Annotated in this window: 22 protein-coding genes and 1 riboswitch; of the genes, 20 read left to right on the top strand and 2 right to left on the bottom strand. The window is 33.0% G+C overall.

Annotated elements, in window-relative coordinates:
• Positions 1–24 precede the first annotated feature (24 nt).
• The 7 genes from HYG84_RS03515 to HYG84_RS03485 all read left to right on the top strand — a co-directional run bounded on the left by HYG84_RS03515 (position 25) and on the right by HYG84_RS03485 (position 3793).
• Positions 25–171, top strand: coding sequence for a hypothetical protein (locus HYG84_RS03515; protein ID WP_212380751.1), 147 nt, complete (start codon positions 25–27; stop codon positions 169–171).
• The gene (gene fabZ, locus HYG84_RS03510) at positions 158–592 is read left to right on the top strand and encodes a 3-hydroxyacyl-ACP dehydratase FabZ (protein ID WP_212380750.1); all 435 of its coding nucleotides are present in this window, start codon (positions 158–160) and stop codon (positions 590–592) included. Before HYG84_RS03515 ends, fabZ begins: the two co-directional genes overlap by 14 nt.
• Before the next feature lie 116 nt (positions 593–708).
• Complete coding sequence (locus HYG84_RS03505; RefSeq protein WP_212380749.1) at positions 709–2223, top strand: putative bifunctional diguanylate cyclase/phosphodiesterase; 1515 nt, start codon at positions 709–711, stop codon at positions 2221–2223.
• A gap of 63 nt (positions 2224–2286) precedes the next feature.
• The gene (locus HYG84_RS20240; protein WP_249168703.1) at positions 2287–2712 is read left to right on the top strand and encodes a DUF1292 domain-containing protein; all 426 of its coding nucleotides are present in this window, start codon (positions 2287–2289) and stop codon (positions 2710–2712) included.
• A gap of 140 nt (positions 2713–2852) precedes the next feature.
• Positions 2853–3083 carry a hypothetical protein gene (locus HYG84_RS03495; RefSeq protein ID WP_212380748.1) on the top strand — a complete coding sequence of 77 codons (231 nt, stop codon included), beginning with the start codon at positions 2853–2855 and terminating at the stop codon, positions 3081–3083.
• The gene (locus HYG84_RS03490; RefSeq protein ID WP_212380747.1) at positions 3076–3297 is read left to right on the top strand and encodes a hypothetical protein; all 222 of its coding nucleotides are present in this window, start codon (positions 3076–3078) and stop codon (positions 3295–3297) included. Before HYG84_RS03495 ends, HYG84_RS03490 begins: the two co-directional genes overlap by 8 nt.
• A complete protein-coding gene (locus HYG84_RS03485; protein WP_212380746.1) occupies positions 3230–3793 on the top strand; it encodes a GerMN domain-containing protein in 564 nt (187 codons plus the stop codon). The genes HYG84_RS03490 and HYG84_RS03485 overlap by 68 nt, the downstream gene beginning before the upstream one ends.
• A gap of 215 nt (positions 3794–4008) precedes the next feature.
• On the opposite strand, the gene yyaC is transcribed toward HYG84_RS03485, so the two are convergent.
• Complete coding sequence (gene yyaC / locus HYG84_RS03480) at positions 4009–4578, bottom strand: spore protease YyaC (protein WP_249168702.1); 570 nt, start codon at positions 4576–4578, stop codon at positions 4009–4011.
• Positions 4579–4675: 97 nt separating this feature from the next.
• Positions 4676–4828: a Spo0E family sporulation regulatory protein-aspartic acid phosphatase gene (locus HYG84_RS03475; RefSeq protein ID WP_212380745.1), complete on the bottom strand. Its 153-nt coding sequence runs from the start codon at positions 4826–4828 to the stop codon at positions 4676–4678.
• A gap of 172 nt (positions 4829–5000) precedes the next feature.
• Here HYG84_RS03475 and HYG84_RS03470 point away from each other — a divergent pair, with 172 nt between their 5' ends.
• The 13 genes from HYG84_RS03470 to flgL all read left to right on the top strand — a co-directional run bounded on the left by HYG84_RS03470 (position 5001) and on the right by flgL (position 15642).
• On the top strand, positions 5001–5468 hold the full coding sequence (locus HYG84_RS03470) for a COG2426 family protein (protein ID WP_212380744.1): 468 nt from the start codon (positions 5001–5003) through the stop codon (positions 5466–5468).
• A gap of 114 nt (positions 5469–5582) precedes the next feature.
• Positions 5583–5690, top strand: a riboswitch (SAM riboswitch).
• A gap of 138 nt (positions 5691–5828) precedes the next feature.
• Positions 5829–7016, top strand: coding sequence for a methionine adenosyltransferase (metK, locus tag HYG84_RS03465; protein ID WP_212380743.1), 1188 nt, complete (start codon positions 5829–5831; stop codon positions 7014–7016).
• Between the two features lie 176 nt (positions 7017–7192).
• Positions 7193–7765 (top strand): sigma-70 family RNA polymerase sigma factor, encoded by a 573-nt coding sequence (locus tag HYG84_RS03460; RefSeq protein WP_212380742.1) that lies wholly within the window; start codon positions 7193–7195, stop codon positions 7763–7765.
• A gap of 49 nt (positions 7766–7814) precedes the next feature.
• Positions 7815–8036 carry a DUF1659 domain-containing protein gene (locus HYG84_RS03455; protein WP_212380741.1) on the top strand — a complete coding sequence of 74 codons (222 nt, stop codon included), beginning with the start codon at positions 7815–7817 and terminating at the stop codon, positions 8034–8036.
• Between the two features lie 84 nt (positions 8037–8120).
• Positions 8121–8336, top strand: a complete 216-nt coding sequence (locus HYG84_RS03450; RefSeq protein ID WP_212380740.1) for a DUF2922 domain-containing protein — start codon at positions 8121–8123, stop codon at positions 8334–8336.
• 112 nt (positions 8337–8448) lie between these two features.
• Positions 8449–8613 (top strand): YvrJ family protein, encoded by a 165-nt coding sequence (locus HYG84_RS03445; RefSeq protein WP_212380739.1) that lies wholly within the window; start codon positions 8449–8451, stop codon positions 8611–8613.
• Between the two features lie 162 nt (positions 8614–8775).
• Positions 8776–11001, top strand: a complete 2226-nt coding sequence (gene recD2, locus HYG84_RS03440) for an SF1B family DNA helicase RecD2 (RefSeq protein ID WP_212380738.1) — start codon at positions 8776–8778, stop codon at positions 10999–11001.
• Between the two features lie 17 nt (positions 11002–11018).
• Positions 11019–11753, top strand: coding sequence for a ComF family protein (locus tag HYG84_RS03435; protein ID WP_212380737.1), 735 nt, complete (start codon positions 11019–11021; stop codon positions 11751–11753).
• A 69-nt stretch (positions 11754–11822) separates the two neighbouring features.
• Positions 11823–12242 carry a TIGR03826 family flagellar region protein gene (locus HYG84_RS03430; RefSeq protein WP_212380736.1) on the top strand — a complete coding sequence of 140 codons (420 nt, stop codon included), beginning with the start codon at positions 11823–11825 and terminating at the stop codon, positions 12240–12242.
• Between the two features lie 80 nt (positions 12243–12322).
• Positions 12323–12616, top strand: coding sequence for a flagellar biosynthesis anti-sigma factor FlgM (gene flgM / locus HYG84_RS03425; protein WP_212380735.1), 294 nt, complete (start codon positions 12323–12325; stop codon positions 12614–12616).
• Positions 12617–12663: 47 nt separating this feature from the next.
• Positions 12664–13158 carry a flagellar protein FlgN gene (locus HYG84_RS03420; RefSeq protein WP_212380734.1) on the top strand — a complete coding sequence of 165 codons (495 nt, stop codon included), beginning with the start codon at positions 12664–12666 and terminating at the stop codon, positions 13156–13158.
• A 12-nt stretch (positions 13159–13170) separates the two neighbouring features.
• Positions 13171–14682: a flagellar hook-associated protein FlgK gene (flgK, locus tag HYG84_RS03415; RefSeq protein WP_212380733.1), complete on the top strand. Its 1512-nt coding sequence runs from the start codon at positions 13171–13173 to the stop codon at positions 14680–14682.
• A 12-nt stretch (positions 14683–14694) separates the two neighbouring features.
• Positions 14695–15642, top strand: a complete 948-nt coding sequence (gene flgL, locus HYG84_RS03410) for a flagellar hook-associated protein FlgL (protein ID WP_212380732.1) — start codon at positions 14695–14697, stop codon at positions 15640–15642.
• Positions 15643–15770 lie beyond the last annotated feature (128 nt).

Below are 15770 nucleotides of genomic sequence, written 5' to 3'. Positions count from 1 at the left end.
TATAAGGTTATAAGGAGATGACAGATGGTTAATTTAAATGGTATCGAGAAAATGAATGAAAAACAAAGATTAAATTATTTATTAATGCTATTAGAGGGGCAGTTAGACTCTGAAAAGGATGCACTAGCTAAATACATTGACTGGAAGGAGCTTATATATGGAATTAAATAGTGTTGAAATACAAAATCTTATTCCACATAGATACCCTTTTTTATTAGTAGATAAGATTATCGAAATGGATCCAGGAAAAAGTGCAGTAGGTATTAAAAATGTGAGTATAAATGAGCCGTTTTTTCAGGGCCATTTTCCAGGTCAGCCTATTATGCCAGGGGTTTTAATTGTAGAAGCCATGGCACAGGTAGCAGCAGTTACATGTATGGGATCGGAAGAAAATAAAGGGAAACTAGGTGTATTTACTGGAATAGATAATTGTAAATTTAGAAGGCAGGTAGTACCAGGGGATACAATTCGTATAGAAATTGAAATGACAGCTTTTAGGAGAAGTATTGGCAAGGCAGAGGCAAAAGCTTATGTAGAAGATCAATTAGCTTGTTCTGCAAATTTAACATTTGCATTAATTGATAGGAACTAGATTCTATTTTAAAGAGGATTTTGAACATAATTGTCGAACAAGTATATATTGTAAACATATATGCATTGTAAACATACAAAATTGATATTCTAATTTAATGGGATGGAGAGACAGCCATGGAACGCCTTCATAAAAGAACATTGCTCGTTTTAGCGTTGGTATTATTAGGTGTAATAGTTAATTACTTAAGTATTCCCTTGCTTATTAAATCGGATTATGTTTTTGAGAAAGCTCTTATACTTACAGTTATTTATACAGCTGGTATTCTTTGTGGAGCAATTGCCATTAAAATTATCAATAATTATATTTCAGATGAAGATATTAAGGAAAGTATGGTATGCAATCGTTATATGGAACAATTTAGCTTGCAAAATATGCTAACTAACCTTCCTAATAGAATAGCATTAGAAAAAAGATTCGAATTAATATTAGAACAAACATGCGATAAAAACTTTAAAATTTTATTTATAGACGTTGACGGATTTAAAATTGTAAATGATACTTTAGGACATGCAGTAGGCGATGAAGTATTAAAAAAAATTGCTAATAGGCTTACAGAAATAATAGATGGACAATGCGAACTATTCCATATTAGAGGGGATGAATTTGTTTTATTACTAAGTAAAAATGAATCAATAGAAGATGTTTGCCATATGGCTAAAAGAATTATTAAATCTATGGCGATTCCTTTTGTTTTTAAAGAAAGAGAACTCCATCTAACTGTTAGTATCGGAATAGCTAGCTACCCATGGGACGGATACAATGTTAATCTCTTACTACAAAGTGCTCATTTAGCAGTGCAAAGAGCTAAGGAAAGTGGAAAAAATAATTTTAAAGTATATGATCATAGCATGAACCTTAAAATGAATAAAAAATTGGATCTTATAAACAATCTACATAGAGCTGTGGAAAAAGAAGAATTTGTATTATATTATCAGCCACAAGTCAATAGCTTAACTGGTGAGGTTGTGGGACTAGAAGCGTTAATACGCTGGGAAAGTCCAGAGATGGGCATTGTATCTCCCGCTGAATTTATCCCATTAGCAGAGGAAACGGGGTTAATTATTCCCATAGGTGATTGGGTACTAAAAGCCGCTTGTACTCAAAATAAAGCTTGGCAAAACTTAGGTTATGCTTCTTTGCCTGTTTCTGTTAATATTTCAGCTCTACAGTTTCAAGAATCTTCTTTTGTAGATAAAGTTGTAAAAGTATTAAAGGATACTGAACTTGACCCTAGCTGGCTACACTTAGAAATTACAGAAAGTATTGCTATTAAAGATACTGAATTAACTATAGATATATTGAATAGATTAAAGGATATAGGATTAAAAATAGCTTTAGATGATTTCGGTACAGGATTTTCATCACTAGGATACTTGAAGAAGTTTAAGATAAATGTTTTAAAGATAGATTCTTCATTTATACGAGATATAGGGGAAGAAGATGCTACAATTACTAAAACCATTATAGTATTAGGCAAGAGTCTAAATATGGAAGTTATTGCAGAAGGTGTAGAAACTAAGGAACAGTTTAATTATTTAAAGGAAGTAGGCTGCGATAAAGTACAGGGATATTTATTTAGTCGCCCGGTACCACCAGATGAAATTGAAAAAATGTTATATATAGCGTAGGAAATAGAAAATATGGTATATAATATATGATGAAGTAAAATAATTGTAAAGGAGAGTTTTAACATGACAAATCATAATCACGAGCATGAATGCTGCGGAGGAAATCACGATAACCATGAATGTTGCGGAGGAAACCATGATAATCATGAGTGTTGTGGGGGAAATCACGACAACGACCATAACCATGGAGGATGCGGTTGCCAAGACCACGATCACCAAGAGTATCAAATGATCCAGCTTAGCTTAGAGGATGGCAAAGAAGTTAGCGCTGCTGTTTTAGAAGTATTTGAGTTAGATGGTAAAGAATATATTGCGCTTCTACCAGTTGAAGAAGAGAATGTATTATTATATGAATTTAAAGAAGATGAAGAGGGTGTTGAGCTAATCAATATCGAATCTGATGAAGAATTCGATGCAGTATCCCAAGCCTTTTTAGAGCTAGTAGCCTTTGACGAAGAAGATGAAGAGGAATACGAGGACGAGGAATAGTATGTAAGGAAGGGTTTATAACCCTTCCTTTGCTTATAGTATAAGGAGCGTAATTATGAGAGTACTTAGTATAGATGATGAACTAGGAGACTAGAAAAAATTGAAAAAGGTCATGAAATTAAAAAAAATATTTACGAATTATGAATAATTTAGTAAGCTTAAAGAGAATAGTGAAGCAATACTCACCTACATTAGGTGGAAGAATTGTTATACTAAATATGGATAAAAGGATATTGGAAGATAGTTTCTATATTTTGGAGAATGAAATTATTAATAATAATGAAATAAGAGGGGCCCCTAATTTAGAAGAAGAGATCGGATACTATATTAAGGGAGGTATAAATATTTTACAAGTTGCTGTTTATGGATAGTATTAAGGTAGTTAGGTCTCTAATACAACCTGCTGACATAGATATTAACACTAATATGCAAAACGACCCCGCTGTGCTATGTGATCCAGAAAGAATAAATGAAACTGACAAAGAAAACACAATAAAAAAACTAGGAGATGATAAATATGAACATAAAAAAAATAACATTATTTTTATTGGCAGTAATTATGGTATTTACATTAGCTGCATGTAATACTAGGACACCAATAGAAGATGGAAATAATACTGGAGATGGTAATACTGTAGTAGATCCAACACCAGAAGGTGAAACAGCAACAGTAAAGCTATACTTTGCTAATCAGGAGTATATTATGACTGGCGATGAGAGTCTAGACCATACTATAGGAGTAGATAGAGAAGTAAAAATAGGTGAAAAACCTATAGAAGAAGTTATATTAGAAGAATTAAAAAGGAAACCTGAAGATGAAAAACTAACAACAGTATTAGAAAAAATTAAAGTATTAAGTGTAGAAACAGCAGAAAATATAGCTTATGTAAACTTATCTGGAGAAAACTTGAATGGAGGATCAATGGAGGAAGCCCTAATACTACAACAGATAGTATTTTCTTTAACTGAACTTGAAGAAGTAGAGGGCGTACAGTTTTTAGTAGATGGAAGTAAAAGAGAAACATTAATGGGGCACATATTTATTGAAGAGCCATTGAAAAAATCAGACGTTGAAGATTAACCAAAGTATAAAAAGACCTAGAAGTAATTACTTTTAGGTCTTTTTTATGAAAAAATTCTAATTTAGAAGGGGTTTTTAGCACATAAAAATATATCCGCGGTTATATTAAAGGCTATAAAAACCTAGACCAAAATCTATTAAAAAATGATATTAAATGTAATATTGAAGCAGGTGCAAATTTAAGTTCTAAGGACTTTATTACTTGGGGAGAAATTTCAGAATGGATTGTTAAGATTATCATCAACTGATCCATCTGTAATAATAGATGCAATAACCTCTGCCATTGACATAATAAAATGAAGACGAATATTATGAATAGTAGAGACAACATCACAGCTGGCATCCTCTACTATTCCAACAATAGAAATGTCCCCTACGGCAGGAAGTTTCTTACCTACACCTTTTCCGGGGTAAAGAGAACCTTTTCTTATTACTATATTGCCAATTTCATCTTCATTTCCTAATGAGGCATCCACAGCTACTATGAAATATTCGGGATGCCTTTTTTTTATTTCTCTTAAGCTGCTAGAAATATTAAGTGCATGAATTGGATCTTCTATTGTACCATATACAGGAAATGATGGATTTAGCTTTTTTAAAATTGTACCTGTTAATGGCCCTAGAGCATCACCTATACAGCGATCAGTGCCGACACAAAAAATAAGTAGAGGTGCTCTAATGTTATTATGCAAGTATTTAGAAAGCTCCTTTATTGCTGAAGGAGCCTTATAATGACCTATGCAATTTGAAGTGTTTCTATGGTATTGATTTGTTTGTATATTCAAAAGAACACCCCCTTAAATAATATATAGGGGATGTTCTTATAATATTCCAATGATAAGAAACAAAAATTTTATAATTGTTTCCATAACATTAGACAATTTACCTAGTTAAATTAGAGTATTCAACTATTAGGTCGTCAATCTGCGTACTTAATTCGTAAATTTCATTTTTAGGTCTTTCATCATCCAAATAATTTCGGAGTTTAGTCTGTAACTGTTCTATTAGTAGTTCAAGTTCTTGTATTCTGTCCACAAAATCACCTCGTGAGTTGTCAAAGTAGTGTAATAAAAATATTTTATAGTTTATACTATACAAATATTATATCACGACTAAAAAGTTTAATTATTAATTTATTATTACAAAATAAATCTAATGATATTTTTTGAAATATTCATATATAATGTAAGTATGTAGGGGTGATGAAATGGAGAAAATACTTGAAATTATTACTAAAGAAATAATGGTATTATTAATCGCGGCAATGCCGTTAATGGAGCTTAAAGGAGCTATTCCTATTGGTGTATCTATGGGACTAAGCCCCATACATGCTACTATATTAGGTATTTTAGGTAGCCTAATTCCCGTTCCTTTTTTACTTTTTTTCTTAAAGCCTATTTTTATTAGGTTAAGAAGAACAAAATTCTTTAGAAGTTTTGTAGATAAATTAGTTAAAAGTACACTGAAAAAAAGTAAAAAAATAAAAAAATATAGTATTATTGGATTAATAATTTTCGTGGCTATACCATTACCAGGAACTGGTGTATGGACAGGTAGTTTAGCTGCAATACTGTTTAATATGCGATTTAGGCATGCCTTCCCTGCTATTGCACTAGGGAATATTATTGCAGGTGCTATTATGTTTGTACTTAGTTATATTATGGTAAATATTTAGGCGAAATATATGATAAAGTCTTAATAAAAAGTTGCATATATGTAAAAAAATGTTGACATATAGGCGACCTAATGCTAATATTAGTTCTAGTTACAATTAAATAAAAATCTTGATGCCTTATCAAGAGCGGTGGAGGGATAGGCCCAATGAAACCCGGCAACCACAATATATTCGTATGTGTGGTGCTAAATCCTACAGAATTATAATTCTGAAAGATGAGGAAGAGCAAAGAATATAACCTCTTTCTATGGAATGAGGTTTTTTTTATTTTCTAATTTCACCATCTAAGGCGTCAAAATGCAATTTTTATTGCTGAAGTGGGAAATAATAAAATGAATAAGAACTAGGGAGGTTTTTTTAGTGATAAAAAGATTATTTACTTCTGAGTCAGTAACTGAAGGACATCCAGATAAAATATGCGACCAAATTTCTGATTCGATATTAGATGCTATTTTAGAAAAAGATCCATCAGCTAGAGTTGCTTGCGAAACAAGTGTTTCTACAGGACTTGTACTAGTTGCAGGTGAAATATCAACAGATTGTTATATAGATATTCCTAAAATAGTTAGAAAGACAATAGAAGAGATAGGCTACACTAGGGCAAAGTATGGTTTTGACTCTGACACATGTGCAGTATTAACTGCAATAGATGAGCAATCCCCAGATATTGCAATGGGAGTTAATGAAGCACTTGAAAATAAGAAAGGTGCCCAAAAGGATGAACTAGAATCTATAGGAGCGGGAGATCAAGGTATTATGTTTGGCTTTGCTTGCAACGAAACACCAGAGCTTATGCCACTACCTATTTCATTAGCGCACAAACTAGCTAAAAGATTATCTGATGTAAGAAAAAATGGTACACTGGACTATTTAAGACCAGATGGAAAAACTCAAGTAACTGTTGAGTATGATGGAGACAAGCCTGTTAGAATTGATACAATAGTTATTTCTACACAGCACAGTCCTGATGTAGATGGTAAAACTATTGAAAAAGATATGATTGAGCATGTTATCAACAAAATTGTTCCAGAAGAACTATTAGATGCAAATACAAGATATTTTATTAATCCAACTGGTCGTTTTGTTATCGGAGGACCACAAGGAGATGCTGGTTTAACAGGAAGAAAAATAATTGTTGATACGTACGGAGGATATGCTCGTCATGGTGGAGGAGCTTTTTCTGGAAAAGATGCAACAAAGGTAGACCGTTCTGCTGCATATGCTGCTAGATATGTTGCTAAAAATATAGTAGCTGCAGGCTTAGCAGACAAATGTGAAATCGAATTAGCCTATGCTATTGGGGTTGCAGAACCAGTATCTATACTAGTTGAAACATTTGGCACTGGTAAAGTAGATGAGTCAAAATTAACAGAACTTGTTAAAAAGCACTTCGATTTAAGACCAGCGGCTATTATTAGAGATTTAGACCTAAGAAAGCCTGGTTATAGAAAAGTTGCTGCTTATGGACACTTTGGAAGAACAGACCTAGACCTTACATGGGAAAGAACAGATAAGGCGGATATATTAAGAAAAGAAGCAGGACTATAAGATAAATTAGATCTATTCCTGAAAAAACTGATAGCAATATAAGGAATAGATAAATAAAAGGTAAATAAAAAAAGGACAAAGAGGATAATTCCACTTTGTTCTTTTTTTATTTACTTATGTACAATCGTATTAACCGGTAATATTCGAAGGGGCCCCTTCCAAAAGGAAGGATAATTTTGTACATTGAATTTGATGAGAAAGTAGGAGCTGCTCTAAAAGGAGACAGTATAGCAAAAGAGTGGATTATTGATAGACTTAAACCATTAGTAGTTTCATATAGTAAAAAATATGGTGGACAAACTGGATGGGACGAGGAGCTTTATCAGGAAGGGGCATGGCAAATATTAGAGGCTTTAAATGTCTTTGATATGAGTAAGGGAGTTCCATTCTTAGGCTTTGTTACAATTAGACTAAAGCATTATTATCAAAATAGACGTAGAAAGGAAAAAATAACCATTCCCTTAGATCAATTTGTTGGAGAAGATGGCGGGACATCTCTACTAGATTTATTAGTAGATGAAAAGGTTTCTATAGAGTCAGATTATTTAAAAGAAGAAGAGTATAAAGATTTAATAAGAGCTATTAATAAGCTGTATGCTAAAGAGCGAGGGATTATAGAAGACTATTATTTAAAAGGCTATATGCTGAAGGATATAGCAGAAACAAGAAAGGTTCATTATGTTACAGTTGCAAAGGGTAAAGCGAAGGCATTAGAAAAATTAAAAAGTATTTTATATAAAGTAGGCTAACTTTTCTTTCCTCAAAACATGTAATAGGTGTAAGGGAGGAGGTGAAAAAATGCCAGTAAATATAATTAACCAAAGCTCAAGAGTTAGACTTCGTTTCATTGACAGTGTAGACGGAGAAGGAAGAGAAAAGCTAGTAAGCAAAACTTACAGTAATGTTAAAGGAGATGCAGATGATAGCGATATTTACGCAGTAGCTGTAGATATGGCCGGACTTCAAACAAAGTCCTTAAAAACAGTAGTTAGAATCGATGAAAAAGAATTGGCTGAGTAATTGTAGGTAAAGGGACTCTGATCTTACATTTCAAACAGCTCTAATATGTGGAAGGGACACCCTTCCAAAGGAGGAGGTGAAACAATGAGAGTATTAGAATTAAGCTTTAAAAGAGAAGACGGTAAAGGAGCTAAAATAGTTGTAGCTAATGCTAGAGAAGATATAACATCTGAAGAAGTTAAAACAGTAATGGAAGGTATTATTAGCAAAAACATATTTGCTCCAAGTGGTGTAAATCTTGTGGAGGCAGAAGGCGCTAAGGTAATAATCACTCAAGAGGAAGATCTAAGCTTTGCGTAAATATAGAAATAGCCGGGGGTAGAACCTCGGCTTTTCCAATATAATAGTTGGTAAAACTAAATATAAATATAGCATAATGGGGTTTCTAATATGAATATATGGAGGTAAAGAAATGAATGATATATTTGGCCAGGTTGCAAACCTAGGATTCCCAATAGTTATTTCTATTTACTTACTAATTAGGCTAGAAGGAAAAGTCGAAAGCTTAACTATTAGTATAAATGAACTAGCAAAATCAATCGATCTATTAACAGTCAAAACTCCCAAAGGAATATGATATAATAAAGAAAACTTGATTCAGATGGAGATTTAACTCCATCTGAATCATAGTCGTACTTATTTTGAGGATGTAGTGCTTGATCTCCCGTCTATGGAAATGGGAGCATTAGCAATACACCGAAGATAGGAGAAAGATTTGAGTAGCTGGGAGGAAAGTATAGTGGTCGAATTAGAAGGTAGATTAGTAGAAATTATATTTCAAAACGAGGCTAATGGTTACTTAGTAGGTATATTAGACTGCGAAGATGAAGAAGTAACAATAGTCGGCTGCTTACCTGCTCTAAAAGAAGGTGAGGTAATCGCAGTAAAAGGTAAATGGATAGTTCATCCAACATATGGCAGACAGATGGATGTTAAAGAATATCGTCATGTGCAGCCTTCAACAAAGGAAGGGATATTAAACTACCTATCCTCTGGAGTTATAAAAGGTATAGGCAAAAAAATGGCAGAACGTATAATAGACCATTTTGGAACCGATGCCTTGGAGGTTATACAATATGCCCCACAAAGACTAACGGAGGTCTCTGGAATTGGAGAAGCTAAGGCACAAACAATAGCCGAAGCATTTGAAGAACAAAGAGAGCTAAGAGAAATTATACTTTTCCTTTCCCAGTACGGAATTAGTCCAGGTTTTGCAGTTAGAATCTATAAAAAATATAAAGAGATGACCATAGCCTATATACAGGAGAACCCCTATCGTCTAGCAGATGAAATTATAGGCATAGGATTTAAAAAAGCAGACCTTATTGCACGAACTATGGGAATCTCCCCAAATTCCAAATATCGTATACATTCTGGAATTAGATATACAATTAATACATTCCATACGGAAGGGCATACTTACGCACCTAGTGATCTTTTAATAGATAGAGCAAGAGAGTTATTAGGAGTAGAAGAAGAGGCAGTGGTAGAGGGAATACAGGAGATGGCTCTTAAACAAAAGATACAGCTAGAGCGGCAAGATGAGGAAATAATAGTATACTCTATGCCATATTTCTACGCAGAAACTAATTGTTGTAATAAGCTTATAGAGCTTTCGCAGATAGCATTAGATACACTAGAAATTGATGTAGACGAAGAAATAAGCAATATAGAAAGAGAAGATGGAATATACCTTGCAGAAAATCAAAAAGAAGCTATAAGACAGGCTATAACTAATGGGATTTTAGTGATTACAGGTGGACCTGGTACAGGTAAGACAACCACTATTAATACATTAATTAAGGTTTTCGAAAAGCTTAAAAAGAAAATAGTACTTGCTGCTCCTACTGGTAGAGCATCCAAACGTATGACAGAGGCAACGGGTAAGGAAGCTAAAACTATACATAGACTACTTGAAATGGGTTATAGCGATGAGGATGAAGGCATGCTATTCCAAAGAAACGAAGATAATCCATTGGTTGGAGATGTAATAATTATAGATGAAGTATCCATGGTAGATATTATGCTAATGAATAGTCTTTTAAAGGCTATTTCACGTGGAACAAGATTAATTTTTGTTGGAGACGTTGATCAGCTGCCTTCTGTTGGAGCCGGTAATGTACTAAGAGATATAATAGATAGCCAAGTAATAAAGGTAGTTCGTTTAAATGAGATTTTTAGACAGGCTGGAGAAAGCATGATCGTTGTAAATGCCCATAAAATTAATCAAGGAGATTATCCTATATTAAATCATAAGGACAAGGATTTTTACTTTATTAATAGAAGTAAGAATGACGACATTTTAAATACTATAATAGGTCTTGTTAAGGAAAGGCTCCCAAAACATTATAAGTTTGACCCTATAAGAGATATTCAGGTGCTTACCCCTATGAAAAAAGGTGATGTAGGTACATTAAATTTAAATAAGGAACTACAAAATTATTTGAATCCACCCGATAAATATAAGAGAGAGAGAGAATTAAGGGAAAAGATCTTCCGTGTAGGGGATAAGGTTATGCAAATTAAAAATAACTATACTCTAAAGTGGACAAGTCTTGATGTAGACGCAGAGGAGAAACAGGGTGAAGGAGTATTCAATGGAGATATTGGTTACGTACAGTATATAAATACAGAGGAGCAAGAACTAACGGTTTTCTTTGATGATAATAGAAGTGTAGTATATAGTTTTACGCAGCTAGATGAGCTAGAACTTGCCTACTCAATTACTATACATAAGAGCCAAGGAAGTGAGTTTCCGGTCGTAGTTATGCCTGTTACATGGGGACCACCTATGCTACTTACCCGTAACCTTTTATACACTGCAATAACTAGAGCCAAGTCACTTGTAGTTTTAGTAGGCACAGAGAATTATTTAAGACGTATGGTAGATAATAATAAAATTGTTGAAAGATATTCAGGATTGGGAATTAGATTAAAAAAGTTCTTTGACTTCCAAAATTCTTAAATGGAGTGGAATTTAATATGAAAATTCTACAGGTGGTAGAAGAATATGTAGATGCATTATTAGAACTAATATATCCATCTAAAGCAATTTGCTATATGTGCAATAACTTTATTGAAAAGGAAGGAAAATATAGTTTGTGTTTGAATTGCTATAGTGCCATACCTTTTATTCCAGATCATTACTGCATTAAATGTGGAATACCTCTAAGGATGATAGAAGATGGTCCAACTTGTGAAGAATGTAAGGGCAGTCATTATTATTTCCATAGAGCCATATCAGTAGTTAAATACGAGGAAGATATAAAAAAGCTAATATACAGATTTAAATATTCTGGCCAAACATACTTAGCCAGACTTATGGGATCTATGATGGCATATAAGTTAAATCAGGAATGTACGGCGATAGATTTAATTTTGCCAGTACCATTGTATAAAGGCAAAGAAAGAGAGAGAGGTTTTAACCAGGCAACCCTTTTATGTAAATATATCGCTAAAGAAACGAATATTCCAATAAATATAGATGTACTTATTAGAGTTAAAAATACTAAAGTAATGCATAACCTATCTAAAAAAGAGCGACAGGAAAATGTAAATGATGCTTTTAAAGTAGTAGATAACGGGGTAATAATGAATAAAAACATATTGCTAGTGGATGATATTTTTACTACAGGGGCCACAGTGAATGTTTGTAGTAGGTTATTAACCACACATGGAGCAAAATCTGTAACCGTACTTACTTTTGCTAGAGATTAAAAAAATTGTGTAATTAAGATTTTGCAATCTTTAAATTATAAGTTTTAATAAAGGTGGAGGAGGGGTTTTATGGACTTAAGAAATTGTAAAAAATGTGGTAGAGTATTTGCATATATAGCAAGTGAGGTATGTTCACGATGTGCCAATAGTGATGAAGATGATTTCAAAAAAGTAAAAGAGTATTTATATGACAATCCAGGCGCAACTATAGTTGAAGTATCGGAAGAAACAGGCGTAGATGAAAAGAAAATTCTGAGGTATTTGAGAGAAAGTAGAATTGAAATTAGAGAAGAAGATAATCTTTTGTTAGATTGTGAACGATGTGGAGCACCAATACGTTCAGGTAGATTTTGCGACCCATGTATAATTAGTATGAAGAAAGAGTTTACTGCTGTATTAAAACCTAAAGCAGAACAACCAAAAATAAATGACTTAGGTAAACTAGATACGAAAATGCACACAGCAGAAATCAGGAAAAAATTTAAATAAATTAAATAAACTAAAGAAACATCTCAACATTACCGATAATATTAATGAGAATTAAATCGGAAAAGTTGAGGTGTTTTTTTATGAAGATTTTTAATAACCCTAATGTAAATAAGGCTATGCAGATATATAATAACAAGACCACAGAAAAACTTGGGAATACAAAGGGTGTAGAAAGACCAAAAGATGAATTACAACTTTCAGATAGAGCAAAGGAATATCAAATTGCTATGAAAGCTTTTAAAAACTTACCAGAGGTTAGAGAAGATCTAGTTGGTGAATTAAAGGATAAGATTAAACAAGGAAGCTATAACGTAACAGGTGAGGAAATAGCAGATAAAATTATAGAAAGCGTTATTGTTGATAGAAAGATATAAAAATATAAAAATATAAAGCAAAACTCTGTTTTAGGGGTGATAAAAATATGAAGTCTATTGAACAATTGAAGGATGCCTTAATAAAAGAAACTGATCTATATACTCAAGTTCTAAAATTAGCAGAAGAAAAGACTAAGGTTATAGTTGCAGGAGATATTAAAGTATTAGAAGATATTACAAAAAAAGAACAGCAGTATATTATGAATATGGGTACCTTTGAAAAAATTAGACGATCCATTCTAACTAATATTGCTGAAGAGTTAAATGTAGAAGCTATAACTACTGTTTCTGAGCTAATTCTTTTTGTTGAAGAAGATGCTGGGAATAAGATTGATCAGCTTAGAAATAATCTATTAGAAACTATTGCTGACTTAAAGGTGGTTAATGAAGGTAATGAGAAGCTCATTAACCAGAGCTTGCAGTATATTAATTTTAATTTAGAAATGCTTACCCATTCACCAGAGGAAGGTAATCGATATAGTAGTAATGCTTCAGAAAATAAAGAAGTAAAGCCTATCAATTTTTTTGATATGCGAGTATAGGGGAGGTACAATATGAGATCAACATTTTCAGGCTTTAACTCTGCAAGATCAGGACTTTTTGCCGCTCAAAGAGCATTAGATATAACAGGGCATAATCTTGCAAACATTAATACAAGAGGCTATACCAGACAAAGGCTAGAGCAAACTGCAAGTACCCCAATGAGGCTATATGGTGGACAAGGTATGTTAGGTACAGGGGTAGATACTACTGCAATACATCAATTAAGAAACGAATTTCTTGATTATAAATATAGAGACGAAGCTAGTGCACTAGGATTTTGGAATGCAAAGGCAGATGGGCTATCTTTTATTGAATCTATAATGAACGAACCTTCGGATACAGGTATAAGTAAGGTGATAGACCAGCTTTTTGAATCTTTTCAAGAGCTTAGTAAAAATCCAGATAATATAACTACTAGAACACTAGTTAGACAAAGGGCAATTACATTTACTAACTCAATTAATCATATGTATAATCAGCTAGAGAAGATGGCAGTAGACCTTAACTTTGAAGTTAATTCTATGGTATCTTCTATTAATACGTATGGCAAGCAAATAGCTCAACTTAACGACCAAATACTTAGAGCTGAAGCAGATGGCAGCAGTGCCAACGATTTAAGAGATAAAAGAAATCTATTAATAGATGATTTATCCAAAATAGTAGATGTAGAGGTACTAGAGGTAGTTAATCCAGATAATCCAAAGCATAAGCAGATGGTAATAAAGGTGGCAGGAAAGCCGTTGGTGTATCATAAAGAGTTTACAGGGCTTAAAACAGAAAAGGTACCAAGTGAATTTTTTAGTAGTTTTGATAAGCAAATAGATATTTATGAAATTAAATGGGCAGATGGTACAGGATTTGATGCTGACAATATCACCGGGGAATTAAAAGCCATATTAGTTATGCGTGATGGTAATGGCGAAGGTGGAAATGAAAAAGGAGTACCTTACTATATAAAAGAATTGAATCATTTTGTAAATGTGTTTGCTAATGAGATTAACAAGATACATCTTGAAGGGTTTGGACTGGATGAAAGTACCGGATTAGGATTTTTTACAGTAGATGGAGTGCCTACTGGTGGTGCAAAAATTGACGATAATATATTTAAAAATATTAATGCATCTAATATTAGGGTAAATGTAGAATTAGAAGACGTAAACAAAATTGCTGCATCTGAGGATAAAAAACTTCTTCCAAAAGATGGAACCATTATGTTGCAAATTAGTGAACTTAGACATAAACAAAGTATGTTCAAAGAAGGAAAACCAGAAGATTTTATAAAATCTCTAATAGGGACCCTTGGAGTAGAAGCAGAAGAAGCAGATAGAAACGCACTTAACCAATTGACCCTGCTAAGTGAAATAGAAAATAGAAGACAATCAATATCAGGAGTTTGGCAGGATGAAGAGCTTTCAAATATGGTTAAATTTCAACATGCTTACAATGCTTCAGCTAGAATGATAACAACAATAGACGAAATGCTAGACGTAGTTATAAATAAAATAGGCATAGTAGGCAGATAGGAGGGTTAAATTATGCGTGTAACTAATAATATGATGATTGCAAACATGACTCGAAATTTACAGACAAACATAAGAAGGCTTGCCAAAACAGAATTGCAGTACAATACAGGAAAAAGGATACATAAACCTTCTGATGACCCAGTAGGGATTACAAGAAGTCTAAAGCTTACAGCAGATATAAGTGAACTGCATCAGTTTAAGAAGAATGTACAAGATGCACTATCTTGGGTAAAAAATACGGAGGATACTGTAATAGGGTATACAGAAGCGCTTAAAAGATTGCGTGAACTAACAGGGCAAGCTGCAAATGGGGTTTTAACAAAGGAAGAAACACAAAAGATAAAAAGTGAAGTTGCAGAACTAAAACAACAAATTATTAGCCAAGGAAATACGGCTTACTCTGGAAACTATATTTTTTCTGGGAAGAATACAGATACAAAGCTTTTTGCCCCTGATGGAAGTTATACTACTGGTTTAGATGCTGCTAGGCCTAGTGATCCTATTTCAGATTTACTAAATGAACATACAATTAAATTTCAAATAGGTGTAGGTGAAACTATAAATGTAAATACATTAGGAGTTTCTCTGTTTGAAATGGGCACAACAGTACCTGGAGCGGGAGTTAAAGCAAGTATTATTACTGATATAGAAGAAATAGAAAGACTTCTAGACAGTGGAAATACAGCAGAATTAACTAATAAGTTAGGCACAATAGACAAATACATAGACAAAGCCCTTTCAATAAGAGGGGATATAGGTGCAAGAGTAAATAGATTAGAACTAATAGTAAACAGAATAGAAGATGATGTAATTAACCTTAGAGAACTAAAGTCCAAAATAGAAGATATAGACCAAGCAGAAACTGCAATACAACTAATGAACGATGAAAATGTTTATAGAGCTTCATTGCAGGTTGGTGCAAGAATAATTCAGCCGTCACTTTTAGACTTCTTAAGATAGATTAAAATAGCTATAGCCGGGTAAAGGCTAATATAGAAATAAAATTAGAAGATTAGACAAAAAACATAAAAAAAATTTACTTTTTACTATAAAGTTATATTAGCTTGTACCGATATATATTATGTAAG

The organism is Alkaliphilus sp. B6464, from assembly GCF_018141165.1.
Lineage (GTDB): Bacteria > Bacillota > Clostridia > Peptostreptococcales > Natronincolaceae > Alkaliphilus_B.
The sequence above is the reverse complement of the archived record's forward strand: the minus strand, read 5'-3'. Positions and strand labels throughout refer to the sequence as shown.

What these genes read in the sequence shown, in the direction of transcription:
- HYG84_RS03515 (WP_212380751.1), top strand. Translation starts at nt 25, where the DNA reads ATGGTTAATTTAAATGGTATCGAGAAAATGAATGAAAAACAAAGATTA.
- fabZ (WP_212380750.1), top strand. Translation starts at nt 158, where the DNA reads ATGGAATTAAATAGTGTTGAAATACAAAATCTTATTCCACATAGATAC.
- HYG84_RS03505 (WP_212380749.1), top strand. Translation starts at nt 709, where the DNA reads ATGGAACGCCTTCATAAAAGAACATTGCTCGTTTTAGCGTTGGTATTA.
- HYG84_RS20240 (WP_249168703.1), top strand. Translation starts at nt 2,287, where the DNA reads ATGACAAATCATAATCACGAGCATGAATGCTGCGGAGGAAATCACGAT.
- HYG84_RS03495 (WP_212380748.1), top strand. Translation starts at nt 2,853, where the DNA reads ATGAATAATTTAGTAAGCTTAAAGAGAATAGTGAAGCAATACTCACCT.
- HYG84_RS03490 (WP_212380747.1), top strand. Translation starts at nt 3,076, where the DNA reads ATGGATAGTATTAAGGTAGTTAGGTCTCTAATACAACCTGCTGACATA.
- HYG84_RS03485 (WP_212380746.1), top strand. Translation starts at nt 3,230, where the DNA reads ATGAACATAAAAAAAATAACATTATTTTTATTGGCAGTAATTATGGTA.
- HYG84_RS03470 (WP_212380744.1), top strand. Translation starts at nt 5,001, where the DNA reads ATGGAGAAAATACTTGAAATTATTACTAAAGAAATAATGGTATTATTA.
- HYG84_RS03455 (WP_212380741.1), top strand. Translation starts at nt 7,815, where the DNA reads ATGCCAGTAAATATAATTAACCAAAGCTCAAGAGTTAGACTTCGTTTC.
- HYG84_RS03450 (WP_212380740.1), top strand. Translation starts at nt 8,121, where the DNA reads ATGAGAGTATTAGAATTAAGCTTTAAAAGAGAAGACGGTAAAGGAGCT.
- HYG84_RS03445 (WP_212380739.1), top strand. Translation starts at nt 8,449, where the DNA reads ATGAATGATATATTTGGCCAGGTTGCAAACCTAGGATTCCCAATAGTT.
- HYG84_RS03435 (WP_212380737.1), top strand. Translation starts at nt 11,019, where the DNA reads ATGAAAATTCTACAGGTGGTAGAAGAATATGTAGATGCATTATTAGAA.
- HYG84_RS03430 (WP_212380736.1), top strand. Translation starts at nt 11,823, where the DNA reads ATGGACTTAAGAAATTGTAAAAAATGTGGTAGAGTATTTGCATATATA.
- flgM (WP_212380735.1), top strand. Translation starts at nt 12,323, where the DNA reads ATGAAGATTTTTAATAACCCTAATGTAAATAAGGCTATGCAGATATAT.
- HYG84_RS03420 (WP_212380734.1), top strand. Translation starts at nt 12,664, where the DNA reads ATGAAGTCTATTGAACAATTGAAGGATGCCTTAATAAAAGAAACTGAT.
- flgK (WP_212380733.1), top strand. Translation starts at nt 13,171, where the DNA reads ATGAGATCAACATTTTCAGGCTTTAACTCTGCAAGATCAGGACTTTTT.
- flgL (WP_212380732.1), top strand. Translation starts at nt 14,695, where the DNA reads ATGCGTGTAACTAATAATATGATGATTGCAAACATGACTCGAAATTTA.